Origin of the sequence: Micromonospora sp. NPDC023888, assembly GCF_040639415.1 — a bacterium.
Classification (GTDB): Bacteria; Actinomycetota; Actinomycetes; order Mycobacteriales; family Micromonosporaceae; genus Micromonospora.
Genome location: NZ_JBEZZW010000008.1, coordinates 1 through 25,164 on the forward strand (window position 1 = coordinate 1; position 25,164 = coordinate 25,164).

Consider the following 25,164-nt stretch of genomic DNA (forward strand, 5'->3'; position numbering starts at 1 on the left):
GATGAACGTCCACGATTCCGAGCGCATCTCCGGCCTGCTCGAACAGGCTGGCTACGTACGCGCGGTGCCCGCCGACGACACCCCGGACATCGTCGCCAATCGGTTCGTGCTTGTGAGTCCTGGCTGCCCTGCGCGGCCGGTGACAGCGCCGACTTCGGCGCCCTCCCTCGACACGTGCCGCGTCGAGGAAGGCTTCCGCATGACCACAGTTATTCCTTCTTTCGCTCATACCGGTCTGGCGCCGGCGCTGCTCACCGCGCTGACCGCGCAGGGCATCACCGAGCCGTTCCCGATCCAGACGGCGACGCTGCCCGACTCGCTCGCCGGCCGGGACGTGTTGGGCCGGGGTCGTACCGGCTCCGGCAAGACCCTCGCCTTCGGGCTCCCGCTGCTGTCCCGCACCGCCGGCCGTAAGGCCCGGCCGGGCCGCCCGCTGGCCCTGGTGCTGGTGCCGACCCGTGAGCTGGCCCAGCAGGTCACCACCGCGTTGGCCCCGTACGCCCGCGCCGTCGGGTTGCGCTGCGCCACCGTCGTCGGCGGGCTGTCGTTGCAGCGGCAGGCGGACGCCCTGCGCGCCGGCGCCGAGGTGGTCGTGGCCACCCCCGGGCGGCTGCACGATCTGATCAACCGCGGCGACGCCCGGCTGGACCAGGTCGAGATCACCGTGCTGGACGAGGCCGACCAGATGGCCGACATGGGCTTCCTGCCGCAGGTCACCAAGCTGCTGGAGCAGGTCGCGCCGCAGGGGCAGCGGATGCTCTTCTCCGCCACCCTGGACGGCGGCGTGGACCGGCTGGTCCGCCGCTTCCTGAGCAACCCGGTCACCCACTCGGTCGACCCGGGCACCGCCACGGTCACCGCCATGACCCACCACGTGCTGCACGTCGACGCCGCGGACAAGCCCGACGCGCTGACCCGGATCGCCGCCCGTGAGGGCCGCACCATCCTGTTCATGGGCACCAAGCACCGCGCCGACCGGCTCGCCCGCCAGTTGCTCTCCAAGGGCGTCCGCGCGGCCGCACTGCACGGCGGCAAGTCCCAGCCGCAGCGCACCCGCATCCTGGAGCAGTTCCGCAACGGCCAGGTGACCGCTCTGGTGGCCACCGACGTGGCGGCCCGGGGCATCCACGTGGACGGCCTGGACATGGTGGTCAACGTGGACCCGCCGGCCGAGGCGAAGGACTACCTGCACCGCGGCGGCCGGACCGCGCGGGCCGGCGAGTCCGGTTCCGTGGTCACCCTGGTCCTGCCCGAGCAGCGCCGGGACGTGTCGCGGCTGATGGCGGTTGCCGGCATCCGACCCGAGTCGGTCCAGGTGCGTCCGGGTGACGGGGCGCTGGCCCGGGTGACCGGTGCCCGCGAGCCGTCCGGTGTGCCGGTGACCATCGTCGCCCCGCCGGCGCCGGCTGGTCGGGTCCGCACCGGTGGCGCAACGGTCGCCGACGGCGCCGGGCGTCCGGCCCACCGCGCGTCGGGTCGGTCGCGTCGCCCGCGTCGCCCGCGTACCGTCTGATCTTCTGCGCGTCGACCGACCCGCCCCGCTTCGGCGTGGCGGGTCGGTCTGTCTGCGGTGGGTGGCGCGGTGGCAGGCGCCCGGCCGGCCGGGCGCGAGCGACCGACACCTCCTGACCGCGCCTTTGCTCTGCACCCCGATAGGCACCGGTCGCAGACCGTAGCCGTCGCGTCCGCGGGTGCAGAGCAAAGGCGGCGAGCACGGTGTCCGCTCCTCCTGGCCGGCCACGCCGCTCATTCGATACGGCGACCACACCGCTCAATCGGTAGGCCGACCAAACAAACCGCTCAGTCGGTTATCAGCCTCGGCTGGGTCGGCTGGCCGATTGTGCCCCGGCTGTCCGTGCCCGAAGCTGTCCAGCGGGGGAGAGTCGGGCGGGGGGCTCGGCTCGGGAGGGGTGACCATGGCGGGCGAAGCCGGCTCGGGCGCACTGCGCGAACTGATCCTGGTGGTCGCGGTCGCGCTCGCCGGCCTGGTGCTCGCCATGGTCGCGGCCTTCGTACCCTGGCACGCCACCCCGGCGGGTAACGCTCCCGCCAGCCTGGTGGAGCTGCGCGGCCCCGAGGACCCGGGTCTCGGCCCGGTGGTCGTACACGTGGGCTGAGCGGTGGCCGGTCGACTGGTGCAGGCCAGCGGCAGGCCCGGTCAGGATCCGTACGAGGTGTGGTCGGGTCGGCGGGGCACCGACCCGACCACATCGCCTCCGCCGGTTCAGGTGGTGGGGGCGTGGTCGGTCGAGTGGTGGGTGAGCAGGTTGGCAAGGGTGGTGCTGTCGACCACCGTGGCGATCGCCCCGTGCACCGCCAGCCAGACGTCGGTCAGGCCCGCGGCCACTCCGTGGTAGCCGGCGCGCTCGGCCGGCAGACCGCGCACCGTGGTGAGCGAACCGCCGACCGCGCGCAACACGTCCCCGACGGTGATCTCGTCGGCTGGGCGGGTCAGGGCGTACCCGCCGTCGGCGCCGCGATGACTGTGCAGCAGACCAGCCCGGCGCAGGTCGAGCAGGATGCCCTGGAGGAAGCTGAGCGGGATGTCCTGCACCTCGGCCAGGCTGGCCGCCTTGACCAACTCGCCGCCACCACCACCGGCGGCGACGGCGAGCATCGCCCGGAGCGCGTAGTCGCTGCGCGCGGAGACGTACACCGCTCAGTTGCCCGCCTGGTCGAGCACGCCCCAGCGGCGCCGGATCGCCTTGTCCGCCGCGCCGAACGCGGCGTCCACGCCGAGACCGAGCACCAGGATGACGATCATCGTGGAGAGCAGCCAGGGTGCGTCGGACAGTTCGCGGGAGTAGGTCAGTTGGGCGCCGAGTGAGGTCTGCGAGATGCCGACCACGATCAGCTCACCGGCCATCAGGCTGCGCCAGGAGAACGCCCACCCCTGCTTGAGGCCGGCGACGATCGCTGGCAGGGCGGCCGGTGCGATGACGTACCGGTAGAGGTTGAGCCCGCGGGCACCCAGGTTGCGACCCGCGCGCAGCAGCAGCGGTGGCACATAGTCCACACCGGAGATCACCCCGTTGGCGATGGACGGCGCGGCACCGAGGACCACCACGAAGAAGATCGCCTTCTCGCTCAGCTCGAACAGCAGGATGGCAAGCGGGAACCAGGCGATCGACGGCATGGTCTGCAACGCTGTGATCATCGAGCCGATGGCGGCCCGGAGCACCTTGGAGCGGGCCACCGCCAGGCCCAGCAGCAGGCCGACGGCGACCGAGAAGACGTACCCGACGGCGGCCCGGCGCAACGTGGTGACCAGGCCCTCCCAGAGCTGTGGGCCCTGGGCCTGGGCGATCAGCTCACGGCCGACTGCCAGCGGCCCCGGCAGCGAGTACGGCGGCTTCCACCCGGACCAGACCACGAGCTGCCAGGCCGCGATGGCGATGGCGAGCGCCGCCAGCTTGGGCCAGGTGGCCGCCCAGAACCGGGCGCCCCGGGAGACCTCCTTGTCCCGGCCGGCGATGTCCAACGCGTCCAGGCCGGAGATCTGCGCGTCGGTACGCGCCGAGCCGGTGAGGATGTCACTGGCCATGGCGGCCCACCTCCGTACGGAGCCGCTCGGTGACCTCGGCGGCGATGGCGGCGACCTCGGGAGAGTCGATCCGTCGTGGGCGCGGGATGTCCACCTCGGCGGAGTAGATGATCCGACCGGGGCGGCTGGAGAGCAGGATGATCCGGTCGGCCAGTCGAGCGGCCTCGCGGACGTTGTGCGTCACGAAGAGCACCGAGAGCCTGCGTTCGGACCAGATCCGTTCCAGCTCGTCGTGCAGGATGTCCCGGGTCATCGCGTCGAGTGCGCCGAACGGTTCGTCCATCAGCAGCACCGGGGTGTCCAGGGCCAGCGTGCGGGCCAGCGCGACCCGCTGCCGCATGCCACCGGAGAGCTCGTGGGGGCGCTTGCGGCCGAAGTCGGCCAGGTGCACCGTGCGCAGCAGCTCGGCCACCCGCTCGCGGCGCTCGGCCCGGGGGAGTCGGCGTAGCTTCAGCGGCACCTCCACGTTGCCCTCGACGGTCAGCCAGGGAAACAGCGCCGGTTCCTGGAACATCAGCCCCGGGTTGGCGTCGCCGGCCAGCCCGATCTGCCCGCCGCTGGGCCGGTCCAGCCCGGCGACCAGGTTGAGCAGGGTGCTCTTGCCGCAGCCGGACGCGCCGACCAGGCAGACGAACTCGCCGGGCGCGACGTCCAGCGACACACCGTCGAGAGCCAGGACGGCGCTCGTTCCCCGTCCGTACACCTTGGTCACGCCGGAGAGCGCGACCGCGGTGGTCGCGCCCTGCGGCGTCGTCGTGGTCGACGTCATGGCTGGACGACCTCGGGCTTGCCCTGCGCCTTGAGGGCCTTGTTGAGGTACGTCAGATCGTAAAGGCCCTTGAGGTCGACCGGTTCGGTCAACTTGACCTCGACGGCGTGGTCGAGGCCCGCCTTCAGCGAGGAGGGGATGGGGTCGTTCGTGAATTCAAGCGTCGGCCACGCCTGCTTGATCAGCTTCAGGTCCAGCGGCTTTCCGGTGATCTTGCCGATCGCGTCGGAGATGGCCTGTTGGGCCTCCTCGGGCTTGCTGTTGACGAACTCGTTGGCGGCCACCTGGCCGTCGACGAGCTTCTGCACCACGTCCGGGTGCGCCTTGAGGAACTTCGTGCTGACCAGCAGGTTGGTGATGACGAACTTCTTGTCCGGCCACAGGTCGCGCTCGTCGACAAGCACCTTGCCGCCGGCGTTGAGCAACCGGGAGACGAACGGCTCGGGCACCCAGGCGCCGTCGATCGCGCCACTGTTGAACGTCTCGACCGTCTGGGCGTTCTCCTGCGGCACGATCTTGACGTCGCCGCCACCCTCCTTGGTGGTGGTCAGACCCTGCTGCTTGAGCCAGTAACGGATCGCCACGTCCTGGGTGTTGCCCAGTTGCGGGGTGGCGATCTTCTTGCCCTTCAGGTCCTGGGCGCCGGTGATGCCGGGCTTGACCACGAGCGCCACGCCGCCGGAGGCCGCGCCGGAGATGACCCGGACGGCTTCGCCCTTGGACTTGGAGAAGGCGTTGACCGTCGGGTTCGGACCGATGTAGGTGGCGTCCAGCGCGCCGGAGAAGATGGCCTCGATGGCGGCCGGGCCGGCGTTGAAGGTCTTCGGGTCCAGCTTGACGTCCGCGCCGAGCTTTTCGGCGAAGATGCCCTTCTCCACGCCGACGACCGCCGGCGCGTGGGTGATGTTGGGGAAGTAGCCGAGACGCAGCGTCACCGGGCCGCCGGAGCCGCCACCCGAGCCATCGCTGTCGTCGCCGCACGCGGCGGTGCTGCCCACAGTCGCCGCCCCGAGGGCGGCAAGAGTGGCCAGGGTGACCAACCGGCGCAAGGGGAGCCGTCTCATCGTCCATCCAATCCGCAGTATTCCTACTTAGTTGGTAGGAAGAGTGGGCCAGGCCGTGGTCAGCGTCAAGGGCCATCCACATGCCGGGATGCGGTGTCTCAGTTATGTCGGTATTTCCTACCAGCTTGCTAGGGTAATCGGCACTCGGTGATCGGCAGAGAGGCGACGACGCGATGACCTTCCACTGGTTCCTGCCCACCTCCGGCGACGGCGACCAGGTCGGCGCCGCCACCGTCACGGCGGGTGCCGCCCGGCACGACCGCGCCGCCACAGTGGCGTACCTGGCCGAGGTCGGCCGGGCCGCCGAGACGCACGGCTTCACCGCCGTCCTCACACCCGTGGGCGCCGGCTGCCCCGACCCGTGGATCGTCTGCGCGGCGATCGCCCAGCACACCGAGCGGCTCGGCATGCTTGTCGCCGTCCGGGCCGGCTTCGCGCTGCCCACCCTGATCGCCCAGCAGGCCGAGGCGTTCCAGGCCGTCTCCGGTGGCCGGCTGTCGCTAAACATCGTGACCGGCGGCGATCCCGCCGAACAGCGGGCGTACGGCGACTTCCTCGGGCACGACGACCGCTACGCGCGCACCGCCGAGTTCATCGAGGTGCTCCGCCGCGCCTGGGCCGGACGGCCCTTCGACTACACCGGTACGCACTACCGGGTCGACGGCGGCGGCCTGGCCACCCCGCTCGCCGAGCAGCCACCTGTCTACTTCGGGGGCGCGTCCCCGGCCGCCGAGACGGTGGCCGCCCGGCAGGCCGACGTCTACCTGATGTGGGGTGAGCCGCAAGCGTCGATAGCGGCCCGGGTGACCCGCATCCGGGGCCGCGCCGCCGAACACGGCCGCACCCTGCGCACCGGCCTGCGGCTGCACGTCATCGCCCGGCCCACGAGCGCCGAGGCCTGGGCGGAGGCCGACCGGCTGCTGGCCGGGATGAGCACGCAGCGGATCGTCGCCGCCCAGGCCAGATTCCGCCGGATGGACTCCGTCGGACAGGCCCGGATGACAGCGCTCAACGCCGGCCGCACCGACGGGCTCACCGTCGCACCGAACCTGTGGGCCGGTGTCGGCCTCGTCCGCGAGGGTGCCGGCACCGCGCTGGTCGGCAGCTACGCCGAGGTGGCGGCCCGGATCGACGAGTACGCGGCGCTCGGCGTCGACGAGTTCGTCCTCTCCGGCTGGCCGCACCGGGAGGAGGCCGAGCGGGTCGGCGCCGAGGTGCTGCCCCTCGTCACCGCCCCGGTTTCGGCGGCTCCGCTGAGGTCGCGGGTGGTGGGGGTGCCGACGCGCTAGGGTCGACTCCGTGCCTGCGCGGAGATCCAGAATTCCAGCGACGAAGTATCCGGTCGAGCGGTTCACCCTCGACAACGGCCTGCGGGTGGTGCTCACCCCCGATCGCAGCGCCCCGGTGATCGGGGTGGCGGTGGTCTACGACGTCGGCATCCGCTCCGAGCCGGAGGGACGCACCGGCTTCGCCCACCTCTTCGAGCACCTGATGTTCCAGGGCTCGGAGAATCTGGAGAAGCTGGCCCACTTCCGGCACGTGCAGGGGGCGGGTGGGACGTTCAACGGCTCCACCCACCTGGACTACACCGACTACTTCGAGACGCTGCCGAGCAACGCGCTGGAACGCGCGCTGTTCCTGGAGGCGGACCGGATGCGCGGCCCCCGACTGACCGAGGAGAACCTGCGCAACCAGGTCGACGTGGTCAAGGAGGAGATCCGGGTCAACGTGCTCAACCGGCCGTACGGCGGTTTCCCCTGGTTGACCCTGCCACCTGTCATGTTCGACACCTTCCCGAACGCGCACGACGGCTACGGCTCCTTCGACGACCTGGAGTCGGCGACCGTCGCCGATGCCGCGGACTTCTTCCGCCGCTACTACGCCAGCGGCAACGCGGTCCTCGCCGTCAGCGGCGACATCGACGTGGCGGAGGCGACCGAGCTGGTCACCCGGCACTTCGGCGACGTGCCGGCCCGACCGGCGCCGGTCCGGCCCGACTTCACCGAGCCTGAGCTGACCACCGAGCGGCGCACCTCGTACACCGATGCCCTGGCGCCGCTGCCGGCGGTCGCCGGGGCCTGGCGGGTGCCCGACCCGATCACCGACTTCGCCGGCTACCTGCCCTACGTGGTGCTGGCCGAGGTGCTCACCGACGGTGACGCGTCGCGGCTCGTCGAGCGCCTGGTGCAACGGGACCGCACGGTGACCAGCCTCGGCGGATACCTCGGCTTCATGGGCGACCCCTTCGACGTCCGCGACCCCACCGCGCTGCTGTTGCAGGCGCACCTGCCGCCCGGGGGCGACGTGGACAAGGTGCTGCGCACCATCGACGAGGAACTGGACAAGCTGGCCACCGACGGGCTGACCGACGGTGAACTGGCCCGCACCCAGGCCCGGATGGCGACCCACCTGCTGCGCGACACCGACGCGGTGCTCGGCCGGGCACTGCGCATGGCCGTGCTGGAGCAGCAACGCGGCGAACCGGGCCTGCTCAACGAGCTGCCCCGGCTGGTCGGCGAGGTCACCGAGGAGCAGGTCCGGGCCGCCGCGGCCACCCTGCGTCCGGAGCGCCGCGCCGCGATCGAGGTCATTGCCGGAGGCGCCCGATGAGCACGACCACCGTTCCCGCAGGGCCGCGTACGCTGCCGCCGCTCGGCCCGACCCGCAAGCTCAAGGTGCCCAAGCAGGCCGAGCGCACACTGCGCAACGGCCTCACCGTGATCGCCGTACGCCGGCCCGCCGTGCCGCTCGTCGAGCTGCGGCTCTGGGTCCCGTTCGGCCGGGTCCACCTGGCCCGCGGCGCGATGCTCTCGCAGACCATGCTGTCCGGCACCGAGTCGATGACAAGTGTGCAGATCGCCGCCGAGTTGCAGAAGGTGGGCGGCGGGCTCTCCGCGGGCGTCGACCCGGACCGGCTGATGCTCTCCGGGGCTGGGCTGGTCACCGGCCTGGACCGGATGCTGGAGCTGCTGGCCGAGGTGCTGACCGGCGCCAGCTACCCCAGCGACGAGGTCGCCACCGAACGGGACCGGCTCGTCGACCGGATCCAGGTGGCGCAGAGCCAGCCGGCGCACCTGGCCCGGGAGGCGCTGCTGAAGCGGATCTACGGCCGGCACCCGTACGCGACGCAGACCCCGGAGCCCGGCCAGATCCGCGCCGTCCGACCGGCGGCGCTGCGCACCCTGCACCAGGAGCGGGTGCACCCGGCCGGCGCGCAGTTGGTGGTGGTCGGCGACGTACAGCCGGAGAAGGCCCTGGACGCGGCCGAGCGGGCGCTCGGCAGCTGGGCCGGCGCCGGGCGCGTCGCCGAGCTGCCGGCGACTCCGCCGCTGGAGCCGGGGCCGCTGCTGCTTGTCGACCGACCAGGCTCGGTGCAGTCCTCGCTGCGGATCGCGCTCCCGGCGGTGCCCCGCACCGACCCGGACCACGCCCCGCTGCAACTGGCGAACCTGATCTTCGGTGGTTACTTCTCCTCCCGTTGGGTGGAGAACATCCGCGAGGACAAGGGCTACACGTACGGCCCGCACTCGGGCATCGAGCACTCCGTGGCCGGGTCGGTGCTCGTCGCGTCCGCCGAGGTCGCCACCGAGGTCACCGGGCCGGCGTTGCTGGAGACGACGTACGAGCTGGGTCGGCTGGCGTCGCTGCCGCCGAAGCCCGAGGAGTTGGAGCAGGCTCGCCAGTACGCCCTGGGCACGCTCCAGCTCGGCATGTCCACCCAGGCCGGGTTGGCGGCGTTGACAAGCGCGTACGCGGGCAACGGGCTGCGCCTGGACTTCCTCGCCGAGTACGCCGCGAGGTTGGCGAAGGCGAGCATCGACGACGTCGCGCGGGCGGCGGCCCGGTACCTGGCTCCGGCTCGGGCGGCGATCGTGGTGCTCGGCGACGCCGAGCGGGTCACGCCGGGGCTGGCCGCGCTCACCACGATCCGTACCGAGCCGCTGTCGTGAACGAGCGCAGCGGAGCGCTGGCGTGAGCGAGCGTAGTGAGCGAACCATGAGGCTCAGCAGCGGAGCGTTGGCGTGAGCGGGGAGGCCGCGCCGCCGTTGGCCCGGTCCACACTGGATCGGGCGGCACACCGGCGGGGCGACGCGCAGTGGTTGACCGAGGCGTGGCTGCGTGCCCGGGTGCTGGTGCTCGACTCGTCCGACGAGGGTCGGACGCTTGCCCGCGCCGACACCTCACCTCCGGCGCTCGTGCTGTTCGCCGCGGCCGACGTGCCGGCCGGGTCGGAGTCGACGGCGATGTTCCTCGGTGTCGAGCCGGACGGGGTGCCGGTCTTCGCGGTCGACGCACCGCTGCCGGAGCTGCCGGGGACCCGGGCGGTCCACCTGCGCGAGGTGGGTCACCTGCTCGCCGACCGGGAGGCCGGCATCTTCACCACCGCGTTGGCGCTTGTCAACTGGCACACCCGACACGGCTACTCGTCGGGCACCGGGGCGCCGACCGCCATGGACGAGGCCGGTTGGTCCCGGGTGGACCGCAACGGTGGGCGGATCTGGCCGCGTACCGACCCGGCGATGATCGTGCTGGTGCACGACGGCGTGGACGGCCCGGACGGGCGCTGCCTGCTCGGCAACAACGCGAGCTGGGCGGGCACCCCGGATGGCCGGCGCTACTCGTGTCTGGCCGGCTACGTCGAGCCGGGCGAGTCGGCGGAGGCCGCCGTGCTGCGCGAGGTCCGCGAGGAGGTGGGCATCGGGATCGAGCGCATCCGGTACGTGGGCAGCCAGGCCTGGCCGTTCCCCGGCTCGCTGATGCTGGGCTTCCTGGCCACCGCGAATCCGACAGATCCGGTGCGGGTCGATCCGTCGGAGATCGCGTATGCCCGGTGGTTCACCCGCCGGGAGATCGGGGCGGCGCTGGCCGGGCAGACGGTCGATGTGGGTGACGGGGCCCGGCTGATCCTGCCCCCACCGTCGTCGATCGCGTTGTTCCTCATCCACCGCTGGCTCGACGGTTGGGTGGACGACGCGGCCCGGTGAGCACGGTCCCGGCCTGTGGCCGCCGTTGCCGCGGCGGTCACAGGCCGGGAACACGGGCCGTCATGGTCGGCGGTGCGTGAAACGCGGCGGGGGAGCCGGTCCGACCACGACGGACGTCCGGTGGAATCAGGTGCTGGTGCGGCTCGGTCTGTTGCGGAAGGCGGGCCGGGGCTCGCTCAGCGGCAGGACCTTGACCCGTTGCCTGCCGGCGCGGACCGCGCCGACCGCGGCCAGGGCCCGGGCAAGCAGCAGTGCGGCGTCCCGGTCCTCGGCGTGCACGATCTGGCGTCGTGGCTCGGGCGCGGTCATCTCGTCGCGGAGTCGGTGGCCGTCCGCCCAGGCGGCGGCGATGTCGCCGTCGGCGACGGCGCGGATGTCGGTGCGAACGATCAGGAACCGCATGAGGGTCTCCGGATGAACCGCGACGGATGAGCCAGTGTGGAAGTTCCACGTTCTCGACGGCCATGTTACGCCGCGTGAACATCCCAGCAATGCAAACGCGCCTATCGGTTCTGAGCCTCGTCCGATCATCCGATACCTGCTCAGCGGGCTTGCGCCCGCAACGAGACGGGGCCGCCGGCAGTGTGCCGACGGCCCCGTCCCGGTCACCGGTCAGTTCAGATCGAACTGGCCGCCCTTCGCTCCGGCGATGAAACCGAGCCATCCGGCCCGATTGAACAGCAGCACCGGGCCGCCTCGGTCCTTGCTGTCGCGCAGCGCGACGGCGGACGGGCCGGTGCCCAGGGGGGCGACCTCGACGCAGTTGGAGGTCTGGCTGCGTGTGCTGGTACGCCACGGGGCGTCCGCCAACGAGCGGACGGAGGCGGACGGAGTGTTGCGCATGTCGTTCATGGTTCTGCTCCTGGTGTGAACCGATCCGATGGGACGAGTGGTGTCGCACGTCCCGACGGATGGGCCCCCGTGGATCACCGTTCCGTCAGCCGCCCCGAATCCCGACGGCGTTGGGTCGGCGCCGTTGCCGGCCCGAACGCCACTGTGGATGGGGGCACCGCCTCGGTCAGCCGTCCCGTCGACTCGATCAGCCAGGAGAGCGTTTCCGAGGCGGTTAGTGCCGCCGTGCATAGCCACTCGAACACCACTTTATAGCTATTTAGTGTGATTGCGTCGGTCGACATGACGTCGGTGAACCCCCCTTCGATGGCCAATGTCTCCGGATCGAGCGGATCGGCGAACCGGTAGACGGAGAAGGCGGTCGGCGGAAGGTACCAATTGCCGACCGGGGTGTCCCGCAGCAGCACGTGCAGCGTCACGTTGGGCAGCAGGGCCAGCTCGCAGAGCTGGACCAGTTGCTCGTGCAGCACCTCGGGTGGTCCGGCCCGGTTGCCGAGGGCCGCCTCCTCCAGGACCGCTGTGTAGCGCGGCGCGTGCGGCTCCCGGGTCAGCAGCAACTGACGGGCCATCCGGGCCTGCACCTCGGTGTCGGGCTCGTCGCTGGGCTCCGGTTCACCGGCGCCCGCGCCGACCTCGCGAGCCGAGACGATCCGGACCTTCGCGTACCCGGGGGTCTGCAACAGGCCCGGCACCAACACCGGGCTGTACTCGCAGATCTCCGCGCAGCCCGCCTCTAGCTCGGCCCAGCTACGCTGCTGCTGCGTCATCACCGGGAAGTTCTTCAACCAGCCCCGCATGTCGCCGGCCTCGCCGGCGATCCCGAGCAACTCGGTGTGCAGTGCCTCGTCGGCCCCGTACAGGGCCAGCAGAACGCCGACGTCCTGCGGGTCCGGTCGGCTGCGGCCGTTCTCCAGGCGGGACAGTTTGGACGCGGACGCCCAACCGATCCTCTCGATGACCTGGTCGCCGGTGAGGCCCGCAGCCTCGCGCAGGCGGCGCAGTTCCAGGCCCAACCGTCGGCGACGCATGATCGGGCTGGGTGCGGCAGGAGGCACAGTGTCCTCTTTCCCGTCGACCGCCGCAGACGCGACGGTAACTGTATGAAATTCGCCCCCCACGGCCAGTATGGACGGCGCGACCGGCGTCGGAGGTTCCGGCGGGGGCGTGTCTTACAAAATCGGACCACGGGATCGCCGGATGACGACGGACCTGCGGTCGCAGCCCCGCCGACCACGCCCACCCGGGCACGCCATCCCCGCCGGAGGGACCCATGCGCACGGTTTTGCGCCGACCCGACTTCCGCCTGCTCTTCGGCGGCCTGCTGGCCAGCATGACCGCCGAGTCGATCCTGCTGCTCGCGCTCGCCATCTGGGTCAAGGATCTGACCGGCTCCAACGGGCTCGCCGGCGGCACCATCTTCGCCGTCGTCGCGCCGATGACGCTGGCACCCGTGATCGGCTGGTTCGTCGACCGCTACCCACGCCGGCGGTTCTTCGTCGCCGCGAACGTGGTCACCGCGGCACTGCTCACCCCACTGTTCACCGTCGCGGACGCGGGTGATGTCTGGGTCGTCTACCTGGTGGCAGCCCTGTACGGGCTGTCGTCGATCACGCTCGGCGCGGCGCTCAGCGGGCTCATCCGGGAACTGGTGCCGGTCGAGCTGCTGGCGGAGGCGAACGGCGTGCTGCAGACCGTACGTCAGGGGATGCGGTTGATCGGTCCGCTGGCCGGCGCGGCGCTCTACGCGGCGCTCGGCGGGTGGGCGCTCGCCGGAATCGGCATGGTCGGATTTCTGACCGCGGCGGTGGTGGTGAGCGCGTTGCCCACCCCGCAGCAGGCGCCCTCGACCACGCGACTGCGCTGGCCGGCCGAGTTGGGTGCCGGGCTGCGGCACCTGGTCGGCGAGCCGGCCCTGCGTCGGGCCCTGCTCGGCTACGGGCTCGGGTCACTGGTGATGGGCTTCAGCGAGTCGCTCATCTTCGCCTACGTCGACCAGGGGCTGAACCGCGACGCCGCGTTCGTCGGTGTGCTGGTCACCGTGCAGGGCGTCGGCGGACTGCTCGGCGGGCTCTGCTCACCGGCGCTCGTCCGCCGGCTCGGAGAGGTCGGCACACTTGCCGCCGGGGTCGCCTTCTTCTCCCCAGCCGCGCTCGTGCTCTCGTACCCCGATCTGCGGCTCGCCTTCGCGGCCGTGCTGCTGGCCGGCGTCTCCCTCCCCCTGACGATGGTGGGGCTGCACACGCTCATCCAGCGCCGGACCCCGCCGACGCTCGTCGGCCGGGTCGCCGCGGCCACCCAGGCGGTGGTCAGCGGGCCGCAGGCGCTGTCCATCGGGGCGGGCGCCTTGCTCGTCGGTTTCCTGGACTACCGGATGCTGTTCGCGCTGGTCGGGATGGCCACCCTGGCGGCCGGCAGCTACCTCTGGCGCGGCCGGCACCTGAGCGCCCCGCCCGGCGCCAACCCGCTCACGCCGCCGACCCGTCCGACCGGCCCGAGGGTCCCCGCACCCCGGCGACCGGTCGAGGACGCCGAGGGGCCGGTGTCGACCGGCACCCACCGGCGACCGCCAGCGTGACGGATACCTGACACGACGAGCGGCCGCCCCGCAGGGGCGACCGCTCGTCGAGAGTGACAGGGCCGGTCAGGCGTCGAGGGTCTCCAGGTGTTGCTTGACCTGGGTGATCGAGGGGTTCGTCAGGGCGCTGCCGTCGGCGAAGCGCAGCGTCGGCACCGTCTGGTTGCCGCCGTTGACGCTCATCACGAAGTCCGCGGCCTTCGGGTCCTGCTCGATGTCGACCACCTCGTACCCGATGCCCTCCCGGTCGAGCTGCGACTTCAGCCGGTGGCAGTAGCCGCACCAGGGGGTGGAATACATCGTCAGCATCCTCGGATCCTCCAACTCCTCCGGCCGCGGCTTGCGGATCAAGCCGAGGCTGTTCGCTGCAACGCTCGGAGGAGCTGAGATGATTCCTGGTTGTGGTGGTTCACTCAGCGTCGGAACAGGTGCTCGCCGGGCTGGACCCGGAGCAACGCTCCGCGGTGACCGCTCCCGCCGGCCCGGTCTGCATCCTGGCCGGCGCCGGCACCGGCAAGACCCGGGCGATCACCTCCCGGATCGCCCACCGGGCGCTTTCCGGCGAGATCTCCTCCCGGCACGTGCTCGCGGTCACCTTCACGGCCCGCGCCGCCGCCGAGATGCGGAGCCGGCTCACCGTGCTCGGGGTGGGCGGCGTGCAGGCACGCACGTTCCACGCGGCGGCGCTGCGCCAGGTGCGGTACTTCGCGCCCCGGCTGCTGGCCGGCCGCGCCATGCCCGAACTGCTGGACAGCAAGGTACGGCTGGTCACTCTCGCCGCCGCCCGGGTCGGCCTGCGCACCGACCGGGCCGCCGCCCGGGACCTGGCCGGTGAGATCGAGTGGGCCAAGTCGTCGCTCGTCGAGCCGTCGGACTACGTGGTGGCCGCCGCCCGCGCCCTGCGCGACACACCGCACGAGCCGGCGAAGGTGGCCGACGTGTTCACCGCGTACGAGCAGCTCAAGCGCTCCAACGGGGTGATCGACTTCGAGGACATGCTGCGGGCCGCGGTGTGGGGCATCGAGGAGCACCCGGACGTCGGCGAGCAGATCCGCACCCAGTACCGGCACTTCGTGGTCGACGAGTACCAGGACGTCAACCCCCTCCAGCAGCGGTTGCTGGAGGCCTGGTTGGCCGGCCGCAACGACCTCACAGTGGTCGGCGACGCCAGCCAGACGATCTACTCGTTCACCGGGGCGACCTCGGCGTACCTGGTCGACTTTCCCCGCCGGCACCGGGGCGCCACGGTGGTCCGGCTGGTCCGCGACTACCGCTCCACCCCACAGGTGGTCGGGCTGGCGAACGCGGTGATCGCCCAGGCCCGGGGCACCGAGGCGCGGCTGCGGCTGGAGTTGAGTGGGCAGCGCCCACCCGGCCCCGAACCGGACCTGCGGATCTTCACCGACGAGCCAGCCGAGGCGAACGCGGTGGCCGCGCGCTGCCGGTCACTCATCGACTCGGGTACGCCGGCGAAGGAGATCGCCGTGCTGTTCCGGGTCAACGCGCAGTCCGAGGCGTACGAGAAGGCGCTCACCGAGGCCGGCGTGCCGTACGTCGTGCAGGGCGCGGAGCGGTTCTTCGAGCGGACCGAGGTGCGCCAGGCGATGGTCGCGCTGCGCGCCGCCACCCGGTCGATCCCCGGGGAGACGCCGCTGCCGGCCGCCGTCGTCGAGGCGCTCACCGCGGTCGGCTGGGCCCCGGACGCGCCTCCGGCCGGCGGCGCCGCCCGCGAGCGGTGGGAGGCGCTGTCCGCGCTGGTCCAGCTCGCCGAGGAGTACGCGGCCACCCCCGAGGTGGTGCCGATCGGCGAGGCCGCGTCGGTGGAACGCCCCGTCACCCTCACCGACTTCACCGAAGAGTTGGCCCGTCGGGCCGCCCAGCAGCACGTACCGACTGTGGACGGGGTGACCCTCGCCTCACTGCACTCGGCCAAGGGGTTGGAGTGGGACGCGGTCTTCCTGGTCGGTCTCGCCGAGGGCACCCTGCCGACCACCTACGCCAAGACCGTCGAGCAGGTCGAGGAGGAACGCCGGCTGCTCTACGTCGGCATCACCCGCGCGCGGCAGTGGCTCTGGCTGTCGTACGCCGCCGCGCGCTCGCCGGGCGGACGAGCCCGGCGGCCGTCGCGGTTCCTGCCCCAGCTCGACCGCTCCGGCGGCACCGAACGGGCCGGCGCCTCCACCGGTCCCGCGCGTCGCCCCGAGCGACGCCGGACGCAGATCGTGTCCTGTCGGATCTGTGGCGCCACCCTGCTCGCCGGCCCCGACCGCAAACTGGGTAGGTGCCCCACCTGCCCGTCCGACATCGACGATGAGCTGCACGAACGGCTGCGCGAGTGGCGGCAGCGGGTGGCCGGGGCGCAGAAGGTCCCGGCGTACGTGGTCTTCACCGACGCGACGCTCGTCGCGTTGGCCGAGCGGCGGCCCGGCCGGCCCGAGGAGTTGATCGCCATCGCCGGTATCGGCCCCCGCAAGCTGGGCCTCTATGGGGAGTCGGTGCTGGCCCTGGTGGATGGCGCGGGGGTGGACGACGTCTGCCCGGAGAAAACTTTCGAAATCGAGTCGTAAATTCGTTTGCCCTCGCCCCGGCGCGAGGAATAGCCTCAGAACACACCACGCGAGCGGCGCCATTCCGGCTGCTCACGGGGGTTGGTTCAGTCGATTCGAGGCACGTGAGGGAGGTGGTTCCCGTGAAGATCTTCACCTATGAGCGTCTGGCGGCGATGCCGTCTGTCCACGCTCCGCTGTCGGCTGTCCGGGTGGCCCTTGCGGCCGCACGACCGTCGGTTCCGCAGGTGCACCAGGTTCAGGCCGAGCTGACCCTGACCGTCGCACCAGTCGGAGTCGAGGGGACCAGTGGCTCCACCACGGGCAATGGCATCCAGGTCACGAAGAAGCGCATGGATGTCCGCGGCGTTCCACCTCGAGGTAAACCGGTCTGACCATCAGACACCGGCTCACCTCGAGGCCGCGGAACCCGCTTACCGGGATCCGCGGCCTCAGTTTTTTGCCCGTCGTCAGTACGTCGGAATGCGATCCACGAGATCGAAGTGAGAGAGAGGTGACCGGGAGATGAGTCTGGCGTTGGCCCCCCTCGACGTGAGCGTCGAGATGGAGGCGAACCTGCCCTGCCGGAAGTTCGACCCCGACCTGTGGTTCTCCGACTCGCCTGCCGAGCTCGAGCTGGCCAAGTCGCTCTGCGGGGACTGCCCGCTGCGCGTCGAGTGCCTGGCCGGGGCGGTGGAGCGAGCGGAGCCGTGGGGCGTCTGGGGCGGCGAGATCTTCGAGCGTGGCGCGGTGGTTCCGCGTAAGCGGCCCCGTGGCCGTCCACGCAAGGAGGACGTCGCCCGTGACGCCGAGCTTCGGGTCGAGGCCGAGGCGCGCCTGGCGGCCAGTGGGCTGTCCGAGGTGCGTGGCGCGGTCCGGCTGGCAGCCTGACATGTTCCCGACCCGTACCGACTACGCCGGTGGCACACCGGCAGTGAGCGAGAAGACGATGTTCAACCTTCCGACTGGAGCCTTCGAGATGCAACTACTCCACGAAGCGTTGTCCCGGGCTCGAATGCGTCGGCCTCAGGCCGGTCGTACCACCACGAGCACTGAGGCAACCCGATCCGCCCGTACCGTCGCCATGAACAGCCGCAACCAGACGGCTCGTGACCTGGGCGTTCTCTAGTACCACCCCACACGGAAGGGCGGGTGCCGACCGGCACCCGCCCTTCCTGACGTGGTCAGGCGACCGGCGCGAAGCCGGGCAGCCAGCGTTCCAGGATGCTGCGGTACGGGGCCTTCGCCTCCAACTGACAGAGCACCCCGATCGACCCGAGCGTCACCCGGTGGATCAGCAGGTACGACGGCGGCAGGTTGAGCTGCCTGCTCAGCTGGTAGGTGGGGGAGCGGGGGCTGGCGAGTCGGCCCGCCTCGCCCCGCAGCCAGGCCCGGGTGAACCGGAACCCGTCCGCCGCGATGGGCTCAAGCATCGGGCGGATGAAGTCGAGCACCCCCTCGGCGTCGATCTCGTCGGTGGCGCCGATGAAGCCCTCTGACCGCAGCCCGGCCACCACCCCGTCGGCGTCCCCGCGCAGGGCCAGCGCGGCGATGCGACCGATCGGCTCTGGGGTGCCCTCCGGCATCCGGGCCACCGCACCGAAGTCGATCACCCCGAGCCGGCCGTCGGGCAGCAGCCGGAAGTTTCCCGGGTGCGGGTCGGCGTGCAGCAGCCCGGCCCGCTGCGGCGCGGAGAGGTGCAGGGTGGCCATCAACCGGCCCGCCTCGTCCCGCTCCTCCTCGGTGCCCTCCCGGATGATGTCGGCCAGCGGGGTGCCCGTCACCCACTCGGTGACAAGCACCCGGGGCGCCGCGTTGATCACCTTTGGGATGTAGATCTCCGGGTCGTCGGCGTACGCCTCCGCGAAGGCGCGCTGCGACTCGGCCTCCAACTCGTAGTCCAGTTCCTCGGTGATCCGCTCCCGCAACTCGACAAGGAGCGGCTTGACGTCCAGGCCGGGCTGGATGGCCCGGAACATCCCGCCCAGGCGGGAGAGCTGCTTCAGGTCGGCGAGCAGCGCCTCCCCGGCGCCGGGATACTGGATCTTGACGGCCACGTCGCGGCTGTTCGGCGCGCCCGACTCGTCGAACCCCGGCTCACGCCACCGTGCCCGGTGCACCTGGCCGATGCTGGCCGCGGCAGCCGGGACGTCGTTGAACTCGACGAACCGGTCCCGCCAGTCCGGGCCGAGCTGCTCGGTCAGCACCTTGTGCACACTCGCCACCGGCAGCGGCGGCGCCGCCTCCTGGAGTTTGGTGAGCGCCTGGCGGTAGGGCGCGGCGATCTCCTCCGGCAACGCGGCCTCGAAGACCGACAGCGCCTGGCCGAACTTCATCGCCCCGCCCTTGAGCTGGCCCAACACGCTGAACAATTGCTCGGCGGTGCGCTGCTGGATCTCCGCGGAGATCACGTCGGAGGCGATCCCGGTGACGCGCTTTCCCATGCCGAGAACGGTCCGACCGGCGAAGCCGAGCGGCAGGGCGGCGAGCTTGGCGGTGCGGGACACGGCGCGGCGCGGGATGTCGGTCACCCGGTCATTGTTACCGACCGGAGGGCCCCCCTGCTGCTCTGCGGCCGGGCTGGTGCGGACACTCGCCCCCGGGAGCACTCACACGCCGGGTGCGGCGGCCAGCCCCGACGACGGAAACGGCCCGCCCCGGTGATCTCCATGGCCGCGCCAAGCGTCTCCGGCTGCCCGCCGTCGAGCTGCGTCAGTGCCTCGGCCAGCGCGTACCCGATGGCGGCGAGCAGCGTCCCGGTCGCGCCGGCGGCCACCGGGTCGGCGGCGGCGAGTTGGGCGGCGAGCCGCGGCCAGTCCGGGTCGCGGTCGGCCCGGTGCAGGTCGACGCAGTGCAGGCAGGGCCCGGCGGGCGGGCAGACCAGCGGCCCGATGACCGGTACGCCCTCGCGCAGGGTGACAAGCAGGTGTGGCTGCCGGCGTTGGGCGAGGCCGGCCGCGAGCAACGCGGGTGGGCGGTCCGTGCCGAGTTGGATCACCAGGTCCACCCGACCGGCCCGGACCGGCTGGGTGCTGGTGCCCGGCGCGACGCGGTCAACCGCGGCCCGCACCGCCGGTGCCAGCGGATGGCCCAGCTCGGCGGCGGAAATGCCGGTGCCGACCAGGTCGACGGGGCGCACCGGGCCGGTGAGGAGGGGGACCACCTGCCCGACGCCGGCCTGCGCCAACGCCACCGTGAGCGGCCCGCCGAGCGCGCCGGCGCCGGTGAGCACGACTCGGGCGGCCCGTCGTCGACGCAGGACCTGGGCGGGGGTGCCGGGCAGCCGAGCGGCGGCCAGGGCCAGCGCGCCGGCCTCCGCGGTGAGCCGGGCGCGGACTGGGCCGGCCAGGTCACGGGGGAGCAGGCTGTGCGCGGGCACCAGCAGGCCGGCCGCCCGTAGGGCGTCGAGCAGGGTGCGCGCATCGTCGCTGGTGACCTGGGCGGCGGCCGCCCGAGCCAGCACAGCACGCTCGCTGTGGGTGCCGTCGAGCAGGTCGAGCAGGTGGGCAGCGCGCGGGTTGGCCAGCTCCAGCAGCACCGCCGGCCCGGGGCCGACGCCGAGCTGGAGGGTGTGCCGGTCTCGCCAGAGCCGGTTGAGGCCGGGCAGCAACGTGGGGCGGGGCAGAACGGTGCGGCTCATGGTCACCAATCGTGATCGCATCTTCGCGTTCGGTCGATCGTTGTCCACAGGCGCGCAGGGCGCTGTCCAGCGTTGTCCACAGGGTTTGCCGGGTTATCCACAGCCTGCCGACGAGGCTGTCGGTCACCCGACAGCCCCTCGACCTCCGAGACGGCAACGGGGCGGGGTCGCCATCGGCCACCCCGCCCCCGCCACTCGTACAGGTCAGACCTTGGCCTTGCCCAGGATGCGGTTCACTGTTGTTCCGCATACCGGACACTTGCCCTTGGCCATGTTCATCCCGGTCTTCGAGACCTCCACGTGCCCCTCGAAGTCCCTCTTCTCCTTGCACTTCACGCAGTAACCGTTGTAGGTCGTCTGGGCCTGGTCGGCCACGGTGCCCTCCTCGTCTCGTCCGCCGGTCATTGCCGTCCCGGCGGGGTGCCCGGCGGCGGGCCACACGGGGCGCCGGCGCTGGGTCTCACTCCACGGCCACCTTCGTGACCGCTGGTCCGCGGACCCTACCCAGGTCTGGGCGGTTCCATGTCAGCTGTGCATCGACACTGTGAGCTAGTCGACGTCGAGAGTGTGCATGGCGAAATAGGTCGGATAAGTCAGTTTGGCGGGGACACGCCGACCAAACCCCCACAGACACCCGTGCGAGTGGCCCCGCGGGGGCATTCGGCACCGTGATCACCTACGGTGGGGAGGTGTCGCGTACCGACGCCCTCGGTGTTCACGAAGGGTGACGAGATGGCGCGATGGCGTTGTCGTCAAGAAATTTTCGGGACGCCGAGCGACCAATCACCATTTTCCGGGCGCGTGTCGTGTGGTTGACTCTTGCGGACCCCTGGTCAGTACGCATTAGCTTTCCTTCGTGACACGTAGCCGAGGCTGCGCGGGCCAGTGATGGCGGGGACGCGCAAGCCGGTCGTCGAGGTGCGGCGCAGTCAGCGCCGGCGACGCACGGTGTCCGCGTACCGTGACGGTGAGCGAGTCGTCGTCCTCATCCCGGACCAGTTCTCCCGGGCCGAGGAGAGCGAGTGGGTCGACCGGATGCTCGCCCGGCTCGCCGCCCGGGAGGGGCGCCTGGCCCGCTCCGACGCCGAGCTGCTGGCCCGCGCCACCCGGCTCATCGACCTCTACCTTCCGGGGTACGCCACGAAGGCGGTACCGGCAAGCGTCCGCTGGGTCACCAACCAGAACGGCCGATGGGGCTCCTGCACACCTGCCGACCGCAGCATCCGGATCTCGCACCGCGTCCAGGAGATGCCCGAGTGGGTGATCGACTACGTGCTGCTGCACGAGCTGGCGCACCTGATCGTGCCCAGCCACAACGCCCGGTTCTGGGCGTTGGTCGGTCGCTACCCCAAGGCCGAACGCGCCCGCGGCTACCTCGAAGGTGTCGCCGCCGCCTCCGGCGCCCCGGTCCCGACCTGATCCAGGCCCCCGCGCGATCGGGGTGTCGCGCGGCGAGCATGTCGGGGTGCCGCGCGGCGAGCATGTCGGGGTGTCGCGCGGCGAGCATGTCGGGGTGTCGCGCGGCGAGCATGTCGGGGTGTCGCGCGGCGAGCATGTCGGGGTGCCGCGCGGCGAGCACCTCGGGGTGTCGCGCCGAGACCCTGGGCGCCGAGCATCCGACCCCGGCTGAGGCGCGATCGGCCTAGATCCACTCGCCTTTCTGGATACCGCGCTATCGAGGCCGCCGGGACACCGCGACTTCAATGAGGCCGAGTCGATAATGCCGTCGAGCCGCGCCAGTGTGCTTCGGGCGGTGCCGCCGAACGGTCCGGCGCGGATGATTTGGGCTGGTTTGGGGTGGCTCAGGTAGATGGGTCGGGCCGGGTGGAGCAGCCGCGCGGGGTGGGGCGCTAGGGTCGAGGGATGGCGCGACGGGTGGTGGTGGCGTTGCTCGGGCCGGTGCACTGGTCGCCGCCCGGCGTCGACCTGGCGGAGTGGCGAGCGGCTCTCGCGGAAGACGTCATCGACCTGCTCGCCACGCTCAACGAGGTGGAGATCGCGGTCGCGGTCACCCCGGCCGACCGGGCCCTCGCCGACGCGCTGGTCTGGCCCGGCACGGCGGTCCACGAGGTGGCCGAGCCGACGCCGAACGCCGTGTTCGCCGCTCTGGACGGCTACGACCAGGCGGCCGTGCTCGTCGGCGACGTGCCTGACCTGCCCGCACTGACCGTCGGCAAGCTGCTGCGCCCGCTCACCACCCGACCCGTCGCGGTGGCTCCGGTCGACGGCGGCGGCCCGGGCCTGCTCGGGGTGGCTGTGCGGCTGCCCGTGCCGGGCTGGCTACCCCCGCTGAACCTGGACACGGCAACGCCGACGGACGTCCGTTCCGGTGCCCCTCGACCGGGGGATGTGGCGGTCACCGCCGGCTGGCGGCGACTGCGCGGCCCGGCCGACCTGGCCACGTTGGACCCGGCCTTCGAAGGTTGGGAGGCGACCCGCGCCCTGCTCTCCGGCTCCGGTCGACCCGCCTGACCAACACGCTTCCTGACCGAGGGCCGTCACCTGCTGCCCAGCCAAGGCCACCTGCACGCCGGGTGCCCGCCGTCGAGCAGTGCGGGCACCCGGTCTCAAGCGTCGCTGACCCAGGAGCGCGCGGCTCTAGGCGTCGCTGGCCCAGGGGCGCGGCTCCAGGCGTCGCGGGCCCAGGGGCGCGGCCCCGCGTCACGGGCTCAGGCGTCACGACCCGGGTCTCAGGGCTTGACGTCGCCCTCGCCATCGGTCTCGTCGGACGGACCCGACGGACCGGGCTGACCCGACTGGCCCGGGGCCTTCTCCTCGGCCCCACCGGGAGCGGTGAAGTCGAAGCTGTCCAGCTCGCTCAGGTCCATGTCGTTCATCGCGAAGGCGACCGGGTCGGCGAAGTCGTCGTCCGAGGGCAGCAGGTCCGGGTGGCCCCAGACGGCGTCGCGGCCCTCGATGCCGCGGTGCTCGGTGAGCGCGGCCCAGAGTGCCGCGGCCTCGCGAAGGCGACGCGGGCGCAGTTCCAGGCCGACGAGTGCGGCGAAGGTCTGCTCGGCGGGGCCGCCAGCGGCCCGGCGGCGGCGGAACGCCTCACCAAGCCGGACGACGTTGGGCAGCCGGTCGCTGGCGGCGCTGTCCACGACGTGGCAGACCCAGCCCTCGACCAGGGCGAGTGCGGTCTCCAGCCGGGCCAGGGAGGCCTTCTGCGCCGGGGTGTCCTCCGGGGTGAAGATGCCCTCCAGGGCGATCGCCTGCATGGACTCCGGGTCGGTCGGGTCGACCCGGCCCATCGCCTCCTCGATCGCCTCCCGGTTGACCCGGATGCCCGAGGCGTACATCTCGACGGCGCTGAGCACGTGCCCGCGCAGCCACGGGACGTGCTGGAACAGCCGCTGGTGGGCGGCCTCGCGCAGCGCCACGTAGAGGCGGACCTCGTCCTCGGGAAGTTCCAGGCCCTCGCCGTACGCCCGGATGTTGGCCGGGATCAGGGCGGCCGTGCCGGCCGGGCCGAGCGGCAGCCCGATGTCGCCGGCGGAGAGCACCTCCGCGGCGAGCGAGCCGAGCGCCTGGCCGAGCTGCCCGCCGAAGAGCGCGCCGCCGAGGGTGGCGACCATCGACTGCATCGGGCCGAGCTGGGCACGCGCCTCCGGTGGCACCAGGTCGCCCATCGCGCCGACCATCCGGCTGGCGACCGGGTCGCAGAGCTTGCGCCACACGTCGAGCGTCTTGAAGATCCACTCGTTGCGGTTCCAGGCCACCGGCGACTGGATGCCCGACGGCCACGCCGAGGCCGGCTCCAACCACAGATCGGCCAGGCGCAGCGCCTCCTGGACCGCGTTGCGCTCATACGGTGACACCGCCGGGTCGCCGGCGGCCGCGAGTTGGCTGGCCGCTACCTGCCGGGCCAGGTCCCAGTTGACCGGCCCGCTGCCCGGCGCGGAGAGCAGGTGCTGCAACTGCGACATGAACTGCTGCATCTGCGCGGGATCGTTGGGGTCTGGTGGTTGCCCACCCGGGAGCGCGAAACCGAACGGAATATCAGGCACGACGTCTACGGTACGCGGACCGCGCCCCAGGTCGCCGCCGCTGGCGTTGCGCTGAGGGCGAAGTCGCGTGGCGCATCCGGCAGGAGGCGTCCGGCCGGTCGGTACGCTCTGCGGCATGAGACGTCGTGGCCTGACGGTCCTGCTCGGTGCCCTGTTCACCGCCCTGCTGAGCATCGGGGTGCTGCGGGTGCCGATCCCGTACGTGGTGCTCGGCCCGGGCCCGACGGTCAACACCCTCGGCACTGCCGACGGCAAGGAGGTCATCCAGGTCTCCGGGCGGGAGACCTCGACCTCCGCCGGCCAGCTCCGGCTGACCACGGTGGGGGTGCAGCCCACTGTGCGGTTGCGGGGGGCGATCGCGGGCTGGTTCTCCGACGACGAGGCGGTGGTGCCGCGTGAGCTGGTCTACCCGCCGGGGGAGTCGACCGAGCAGGTCGAGCAGCGCAACGCGGAGGACTTCAAGGCGTCGCAGACCAGCGCGGAGACCGCCGCGCTGCGGGAGCTGGGCTTTCCGGTGCAGGTGGTGATCAAGACGGTGGCCGGGGACGGTCCGGCGGCCGGGGTGCTGAAGGCCGGCGACGTGATCACCTCTGTCGACGGTCAGCCGGTGCCGGTGGCCGCGAAGGTCACCGAACTGGTTCGGGCCAAGCCGGCGGGCACGGCGTTGACCATCGCCTACACCCGCGACGGCGCGCCGGCCACGGCCACTGTGACAAGTCGTGAGCAGGATGGCCGACCGCGGATCGGTGTGGAGATCGATCAGCAGCAGCCGCACCCGTTCACCCTCGGCATCGACCTGGGAGACATCGGAGGGCCGAGCGCCGGCCTGATGTTCGCCCTGGGGATCGTCGACAAGCTGACCCCGGCCGATCTCACCGGCGGCCAGATCATCGCCGGCACCGGCACCATCGACGACGAGGGCACCGTCGGCCCGATCGGCGGGATCGCCCAGAAGTTGGTCGGCGCGAAGCGCGCCGGCGCCAAGGTCTTCCTGGTGCCGGCGGACAACTGCGCCGAGGCCGTGCGCAATCCGCAGCCCGGTCTGCCGCTGCTGCGGGTGGGTTCGTTGGACGAGGCGATGACCGCCCTGGAGACGTTGCGCGCGGGGGGTCAGCCGACCCGTTGCTGACCGGTGTGACCGTGCCCCGACACGCTCAGGAACACCCCGTACTCTGGGTGCCT

At 72.0% G+C, this 25,164-nt stretch carries 25 protein-coding genes; 13 read left to right on the forward strand and 12 right to left on the reverse strand.

All coding sequences use genetic code 11. The features are described 5' to 3' along the window. The first annotated feature begins 199 nt into the window (after nucleotides 1-199). Nucleotides 200-1,513: a DEAD/DEAH box helicase gene (locus AB0F61_RS09210; RefSeq protein ID WP_357806532.1), complete on the forward strand. Its 1,314-nt coding sequence runs from the start codon at nucleotides 200-202 to the stop codon at nucleotides 1,511-1,513. 403 nt (nucleotides 1,514-1,916) lie between these two features. Beyond that, nucleotides 1,917-2,117 carry a hypothetical protein gene (locus AB0F61_RS09215; protein WP_357806022.1) on the forward strand — a complete coding sequence of 67 codons (201 nt, stop codon included), beginning with the start codon at nucleotides 1,917-1,919 and terminating at the stop codon, nucleotides 2,115-2,117. Between the two features lie 107 nt (nucleotides 2,118-2,224). On the opposite strand, the gene AB0F61_RS09220 is transcribed toward AB0F61_RS09215, so the two are convergent. Genes AB0F61_RS09220 through AB0F61_RS09235 form a run of 4 tightly spaced genes read right to left on the reverse strand, consistent with a single transcriptional unit; the run spans nucleotide 2,225 to nucleotide 5,377 of the window. Further along, nucleotides 2,225-2,656: an Rrf2 family transcriptional regulator gene (locus tag AB0F61_RS09220; RefSeq protein ID WP_357806025.1), complete on the reverse strand. Its 432-nt coding sequence runs from the start codon at nucleotides 2,654-2,656 to the stop codon at nucleotides 2,225-2,227. Nucleotides 2,657-2,659: 3 nt separating this feature from the next. Continuing rightward, nucleotides 2,660-3,544 carry an ABC transporter permease gene (locus tag AB0F61_RS09225; protein WP_357806028.1) on the reverse strand — a complete coding sequence of 295 codons (885 nt, stop codon included), beginning with the start codon at nucleotides 3,542-3,544 and terminating at the stop codon, nucleotides 2,660-2,662. Continuing rightward, nucleotides 3,534-4,313 carry an ABC transporter ATP-binding protein gene (locus tag AB0F61_RS09230; protein WP_357806031.1) on the reverse strand — a complete coding sequence of 260 codons (780 nt, stop codon included), beginning with the start codon at nucleotides 4,311-4,313 and terminating at the stop codon, nucleotides 3,534-3,536. The genes AB0F61_RS09225 and AB0F61_RS09230 overlap by 11 nt, the downstream gene beginning before the upstream one ends. Then, entirely contained in the window at nucleotides 4,310-5,377 is a 1,068-nt protein-coding gene (locus AB0F61_RS09235; RefSeq protein ID WP_357806034.1) for an ABC transporter substrate-binding protein, read from the reverse strand. Before AB0F61_RS09235 ends, AB0F61_RS09230 begins: the two co-directional genes overlap by 4 nt. 173 nt (nucleotides 5,378-5,550) lie before the next feature. Between AB0F61_RS09235 and AB0F61_RS09240 the strand changes: the two genes are divergently transcribed. The 4 genes from AB0F61_RS09240 (at nucleotide 5,551) to nudC (ending at nucleotide 10,362) form a co-directional block, all read left to right on the forward strand. After that, nucleotides 5,551-6,666: an LLM class flavin-dependent oxidoreductase gene (locus AB0F61_RS09240; protein ID WP_357806037.1), complete on the forward strand. Its 1,116-nt coding sequence runs from the start codon at nucleotides 5,551-5,553 to the stop codon at nucleotides 6,664-6,666. A gap of 10 nt (nucleotides 6,667-6,676) precedes the next feature. Continuing rightward, nucleotides 6,677-7,987 carry a pitrilysin family protein gene (locus tag AB0F61_RS09245; RefSeq protein WP_357806040.1) on the forward strand — a complete coding sequence of 437 codons (1,311 nt, stop codon included), beginning with the start codon at nucleotides 6,677-6,679 and terminating at the stop codon, nucleotides 7,985-7,987. Continuing rightward, nucleotides 7,984-9,327 carry a pitrilysin family protein gene (locus tag AB0F61_RS09250; protein ID WP_357806043.1) on the forward strand — a complete coding sequence of 448 codons (1,344 nt, stop codon included), beginning with the start codon at nucleotides 7,984-7,986 and terminating at the stop codon, nucleotides 9,325-9,327. Before AB0F61_RS09245 ends, AB0F61_RS09250 begins: the two co-directional genes overlap by 4 nt. Nucleotides 9,328-9,399: 72 nt before the next feature. Continuing rightward, nucleotides 9,400-10,362 (forward strand): NAD(+) diphosphatase, encoded by a 963-nt coding sequence (gene nudC, locus AB0F61_RS09255; RefSeq protein WP_357806046.1) that lies wholly within the window; start codon nucleotides 9,400-9,402, stop codon nucleotides 10,360-10,362. 126 nt (nucleotides 10,363-10,488) lie between these two features. On the opposite strand, the gene AB0F61_RS09260 is transcribed toward nudC, so the two are convergent. The 3 genes from AB0F61_RS09260 to AB0F61_RS09270 all read right to left on the reverse strand — a co-directional run bounded on the left by AB0F61_RS09260 (nucleotide 10,489) and on the right by AB0F61_RS09270 (nucleotide 12,269). Beyond that, entirely contained in the window at nucleotides 10,489-10,764 is a 276-nt protein-coding gene (locus AB0F61_RS09260) for a hypothetical protein (RefSeq protein WP_357806048.1), read from the reverse strand. A 210-nt stretch (nucleotides 10,765-10,974) separates the two neighbouring features. Continuing rightward, entirely contained in the window at nucleotides 10,975-11,214 is a 240-nt protein-coding gene (locus AB0F61_RS09265) for a DUF397 domain-containing protein (protein ID WP_357806051.1), read from the reverse strand. 74 nt (nucleotides 11,215-11,288) lie between these two features. Next, nucleotides 11,289-12,269 carry a helix-turn-helix transcriptional regulator gene (locus tag AB0F61_RS09270; RefSeq protein ID WP_357806054.1) on the reverse strand — a complete coding sequence of 327 codons (981 nt, stop codon included), beginning with the start codon at nucleotides 12,267-12,269 and terminating at the stop codon, nucleotides 11,289-11,291. 215 nt (nucleotides 12,270-12,484) lie between these two features. On the opposite strand from AB0F61_RS09270, the gene AB0F61_RS09275 reads away from it, so the two are divergent. Then, nucleotides 12,485-13,789 (forward strand): MFS transporter, encoded by a 1,305-nt coding sequence (locus tag AB0F61_RS09275; protein WP_357806057.1) that lies wholly within the window; start codon nucleotides 12,485-12,487, stop codon nucleotides 13,787-13,789. 66 nt (nucleotides 13,790-13,855) lie between these two features. On the opposite strand, the gene AB0F61_RS09280 is transcribed toward AB0F61_RS09275, so the two are convergent. Further along, nucleotides 13,856-14,098, reverse strand: a complete 243-nt coding sequence (locus AB0F61_RS09280; protein ID WP_357806060.1) for a mycoredoxin — start codon at nucleotides 14,096-14,098, stop codon at nucleotides 13,856-13,858. A 92-nt stretch (nucleotides 14,099-14,190) separates the two neighbouring features. Between AB0F61_RS09280 and AB0F61_RS09285 the strand changes: the two genes are divergently transcribed. From AB0F61_RS09285 to AB0F61_RS09295, 3 genes are all read left to right on the forward strand, one after another. Continuing rightward, complete coding sequence (locus AB0F61_RS09285) at nucleotides 14,191-16,356, forward strand: ATP-dependent DNA helicase UvrD2 (protein WP_357806063.1); 2,166 nt, start codon at nucleotides 14,191-14,193, stop codon at nucleotides 16,354-16,356. Nucleotides 16,357-16,478: 122 nt separating this feature from the next. Next, nucleotides 16,479-16,730, forward strand: a complete 252-nt coding sequence (locus AB0F61_RS09290) for a hypothetical protein (RefSeq protein ID WP_357806066.1) — start codon at nucleotides 16,479-16,481, stop codon at nucleotides 16,728-16,730. A 130-nt stretch (nucleotides 16,731-16,860) separates the two neighbouring features. After that, nucleotides 16,861-17,226 carry a WhiB family transcriptional regulator gene (locus AB0F61_RS09295; protein ID WP_328420094.1) on the forward strand — a complete coding sequence of 122 codons (366 nt, stop codon included), beginning with the start codon at nucleotides 16,861-16,863 and terminating at the stop codon, nucleotides 17,224-17,226. A gap of 293 nt (nucleotides 17,227-17,519) precedes the next feature. On the opposite strand, the gene AB0F61_RS09300 is transcribed toward AB0F61_RS09295, so the two are convergent. From AB0F61_RS09300 to AB0F61_RS09310, 3 genes are all read right to left on the reverse strand, one after another. Then, entirely contained in the window at nucleotides 17,520-18,866 is a 1,347-nt protein-coding gene (locus AB0F61_RS09300; RefSeq protein ID WP_357806069.1) for an AarF/ABC1/UbiB kinase family protein, read from the reverse strand. Further along, nucleotides 18,863-19,975, reverse strand: coding sequence for a hypothetical protein (locus AB0F61_RS09305; protein ID WP_357806071.1), 1,113 nt, complete (start codon nucleotides 19,973-19,975; stop codon nucleotides 18,863-18,865). The genes AB0F61_RS09300 and AB0F61_RS09305 overlap by 4 nt, the downstream gene beginning before the upstream one ends. Nucleotides 19,976-20,179: 204 nt before the next feature. Beyond that, nucleotides 20,180-20,350, reverse strand: coding sequence for a DUF5679 domain-containing protein (locus AB0F61_RS09310; protein ID WP_167457767.1), 171 nt, complete (start codon nucleotides 20,348-20,350; stop codon nucleotides 20,180-20,182). A 513-nt stretch (nucleotides 20,351-20,863) separates the two neighbouring features. Here AB0F61_RS09310 and AB0F61_RS09315 point away from each other — a divergent pair. Both AB0F61_RS09315 and AB0F61_RS09320 read left to right on the forward strand, forming a co-directional pair. Then, on the forward strand, nucleotides 20,864-21,394 hold the full coding sequence (locus AB0F61_RS09315) for a M48 family metallopeptidase (protein ID WP_357806074.1): 531 nt from the start codon (nucleotides 20,864-20,866) through the stop codon (nucleotides 21,392-21,394). 444 nt (nucleotides 21,395-21,838) lie between these two features. After that, on the forward strand, nucleotides 21,839-22,447 hold the full coding sequence (locus AB0F61_RS09320; RefSeq protein ID WP_357806076.1) for a hypothetical protein: 609 nt from the start codon (nucleotides 21,839-21,841) through the stop codon (nucleotides 22,445-22,447). A gap of 218 nt (nucleotides 22,448-22,665) precedes the next feature. Here AB0F61_RS09320 and AB0F61_RS09325 read toward each other — a convergent pair whose 3' ends face one another. Next, nucleotides 22,666-23,982, reverse strand: coding sequence for a zinc-dependent metalloprotease (locus AB0F61_RS09325; protein WP_357806079.1), 1,317 nt, complete (start codon nucleotides 23,980-23,982; stop codon nucleotides 22,666-22,668). A gap of 115 nt (nucleotides 23,983-24,097) precedes the next feature. On the opposite strand from AB0F61_RS09325, the gene AB0F61_RS09330 reads away from it, so the two are divergent. Further along, nucleotides 24,098-25,111: a PDZ domain-containing protein gene (locus tag AB0F61_RS09330; protein WP_357806081.1), complete on the forward strand. Its 1,014-nt coding sequence runs from the start codon at nucleotides 24,098-24,100 to the stop codon at nucleotides 25,109-25,111. Nucleotides 25,112-25,164 lie beyond the last annotated feature (53 nt).

Coding starts and splice junctions, on each gene's coding strand:
- AB0F61_RS09210 (WP_357806532.1), top strand. CDS start 200: ATGACCACAGTTATTCCTTCTTTCGCTCATACCGGTCTGGCGCCGGCG.
- AB0F61_RS09215 (WP_357806022.1), top strand. CDS start 1,917: ATGGCGGGCGAAGCCGGCTCGGGCGCACTGCGCGAACTGATCCTGGTG.
- AB0F61_RS09225 (WP_357806028.1), bottom strand. CDS start 3,544: ATGGCCAGTGACATCCTCACCGGCTCGGCGCGTACCGACGCGCAGATC.
- AB0F61_RS09230 (WP_357806031.1), bottom strand. CDS start 4,313: ATGACGTCGACCACGACGACGCCGCAGGGCGCGACCACCGCGGTCGCG.
- AB0F61_RS09235 (WP_357806034.1), bottom strand. CDS start 5,377: ATGAGACGGCTCCCCTTGCGCCGGTTGGTCACCCTGGCCACTCTTGCC.
- AB0F61_RS09240 (WP_357806037.1), top strand. CDS start 5,551: ATGACCTTCCACTGGTTCCTGCCCACCTCCGGCGACGGCGACCAGGTC.
- AB0F61_RS09250 (WP_357806043.1), top strand. CDS start 7,984: ATGAGCACGACCACCGTTCCCGCAGGGCCGCGTACGCTGCCGCCGCTC.
- AB0F61_RS09260 (WP_357806048.1), bottom strand. CDS start 10,764: ATGCGGTTCCTGATCGTTCGCACCGACATCCGCGCCGTCGCCGACGGC.
- AB0F61_RS09265 (WP_357806051.1), bottom strand. CDS start 11,214: ATGAACGACATGCGCAACACTCCGTCCGCCTCCGTCCGCTCGTTGGCG.
- AB0F61_RS09275 (WP_357806057.1), top strand. CDS start 12,485: ATGCGCACGGTTTTGCGCCGACCCGACTTCCGCCTGCTCTTCGGCGGC.
- AB0F61_RS09280 (WP_357806060.1), bottom strand. CDS start 14,098: ATGCTGACGATGTATTCCACCCCCTGGTGCGGCTACTGCCACCGGCTG.
- AB0F61_RS09295 (WP_328420094.1), top strand. CDS start 16,861: ATGAGTCTGGCGTTGGCCCCCCTCGACGTGAGCGTCGAGATGGAGGCG.
- AB0F61_RS09305 (WP_357806071.1), bottom strand. CDS start 19,975: ATGAGCCGCACCGTTCTGCCCCGCCCCACGTTGCTGCCCGGCCTCAAC.
- AB0F61_RS09315 (WP_357806074.1), top strand. CDS start 20,864: ATGGCGGGGACGCGCAAGCCGGTCGTCGAGGTGCGGCGCAGTCAGCGC.
- AB0F61_RS09320 (WP_357806076.1), top strand. CDS start 21,839: ATGGCGCGACGGGTGGTGGTGGCGTTGCTCGGGCCGGTGCACTGGTCG.
- AB0F61_RS09330 (WP_357806081.1), top strand. CDS start 24,098: ATGAGACGTCGTGGCCTGACGGTCCTGCTCGGTGCCCTGTTCACCGCC.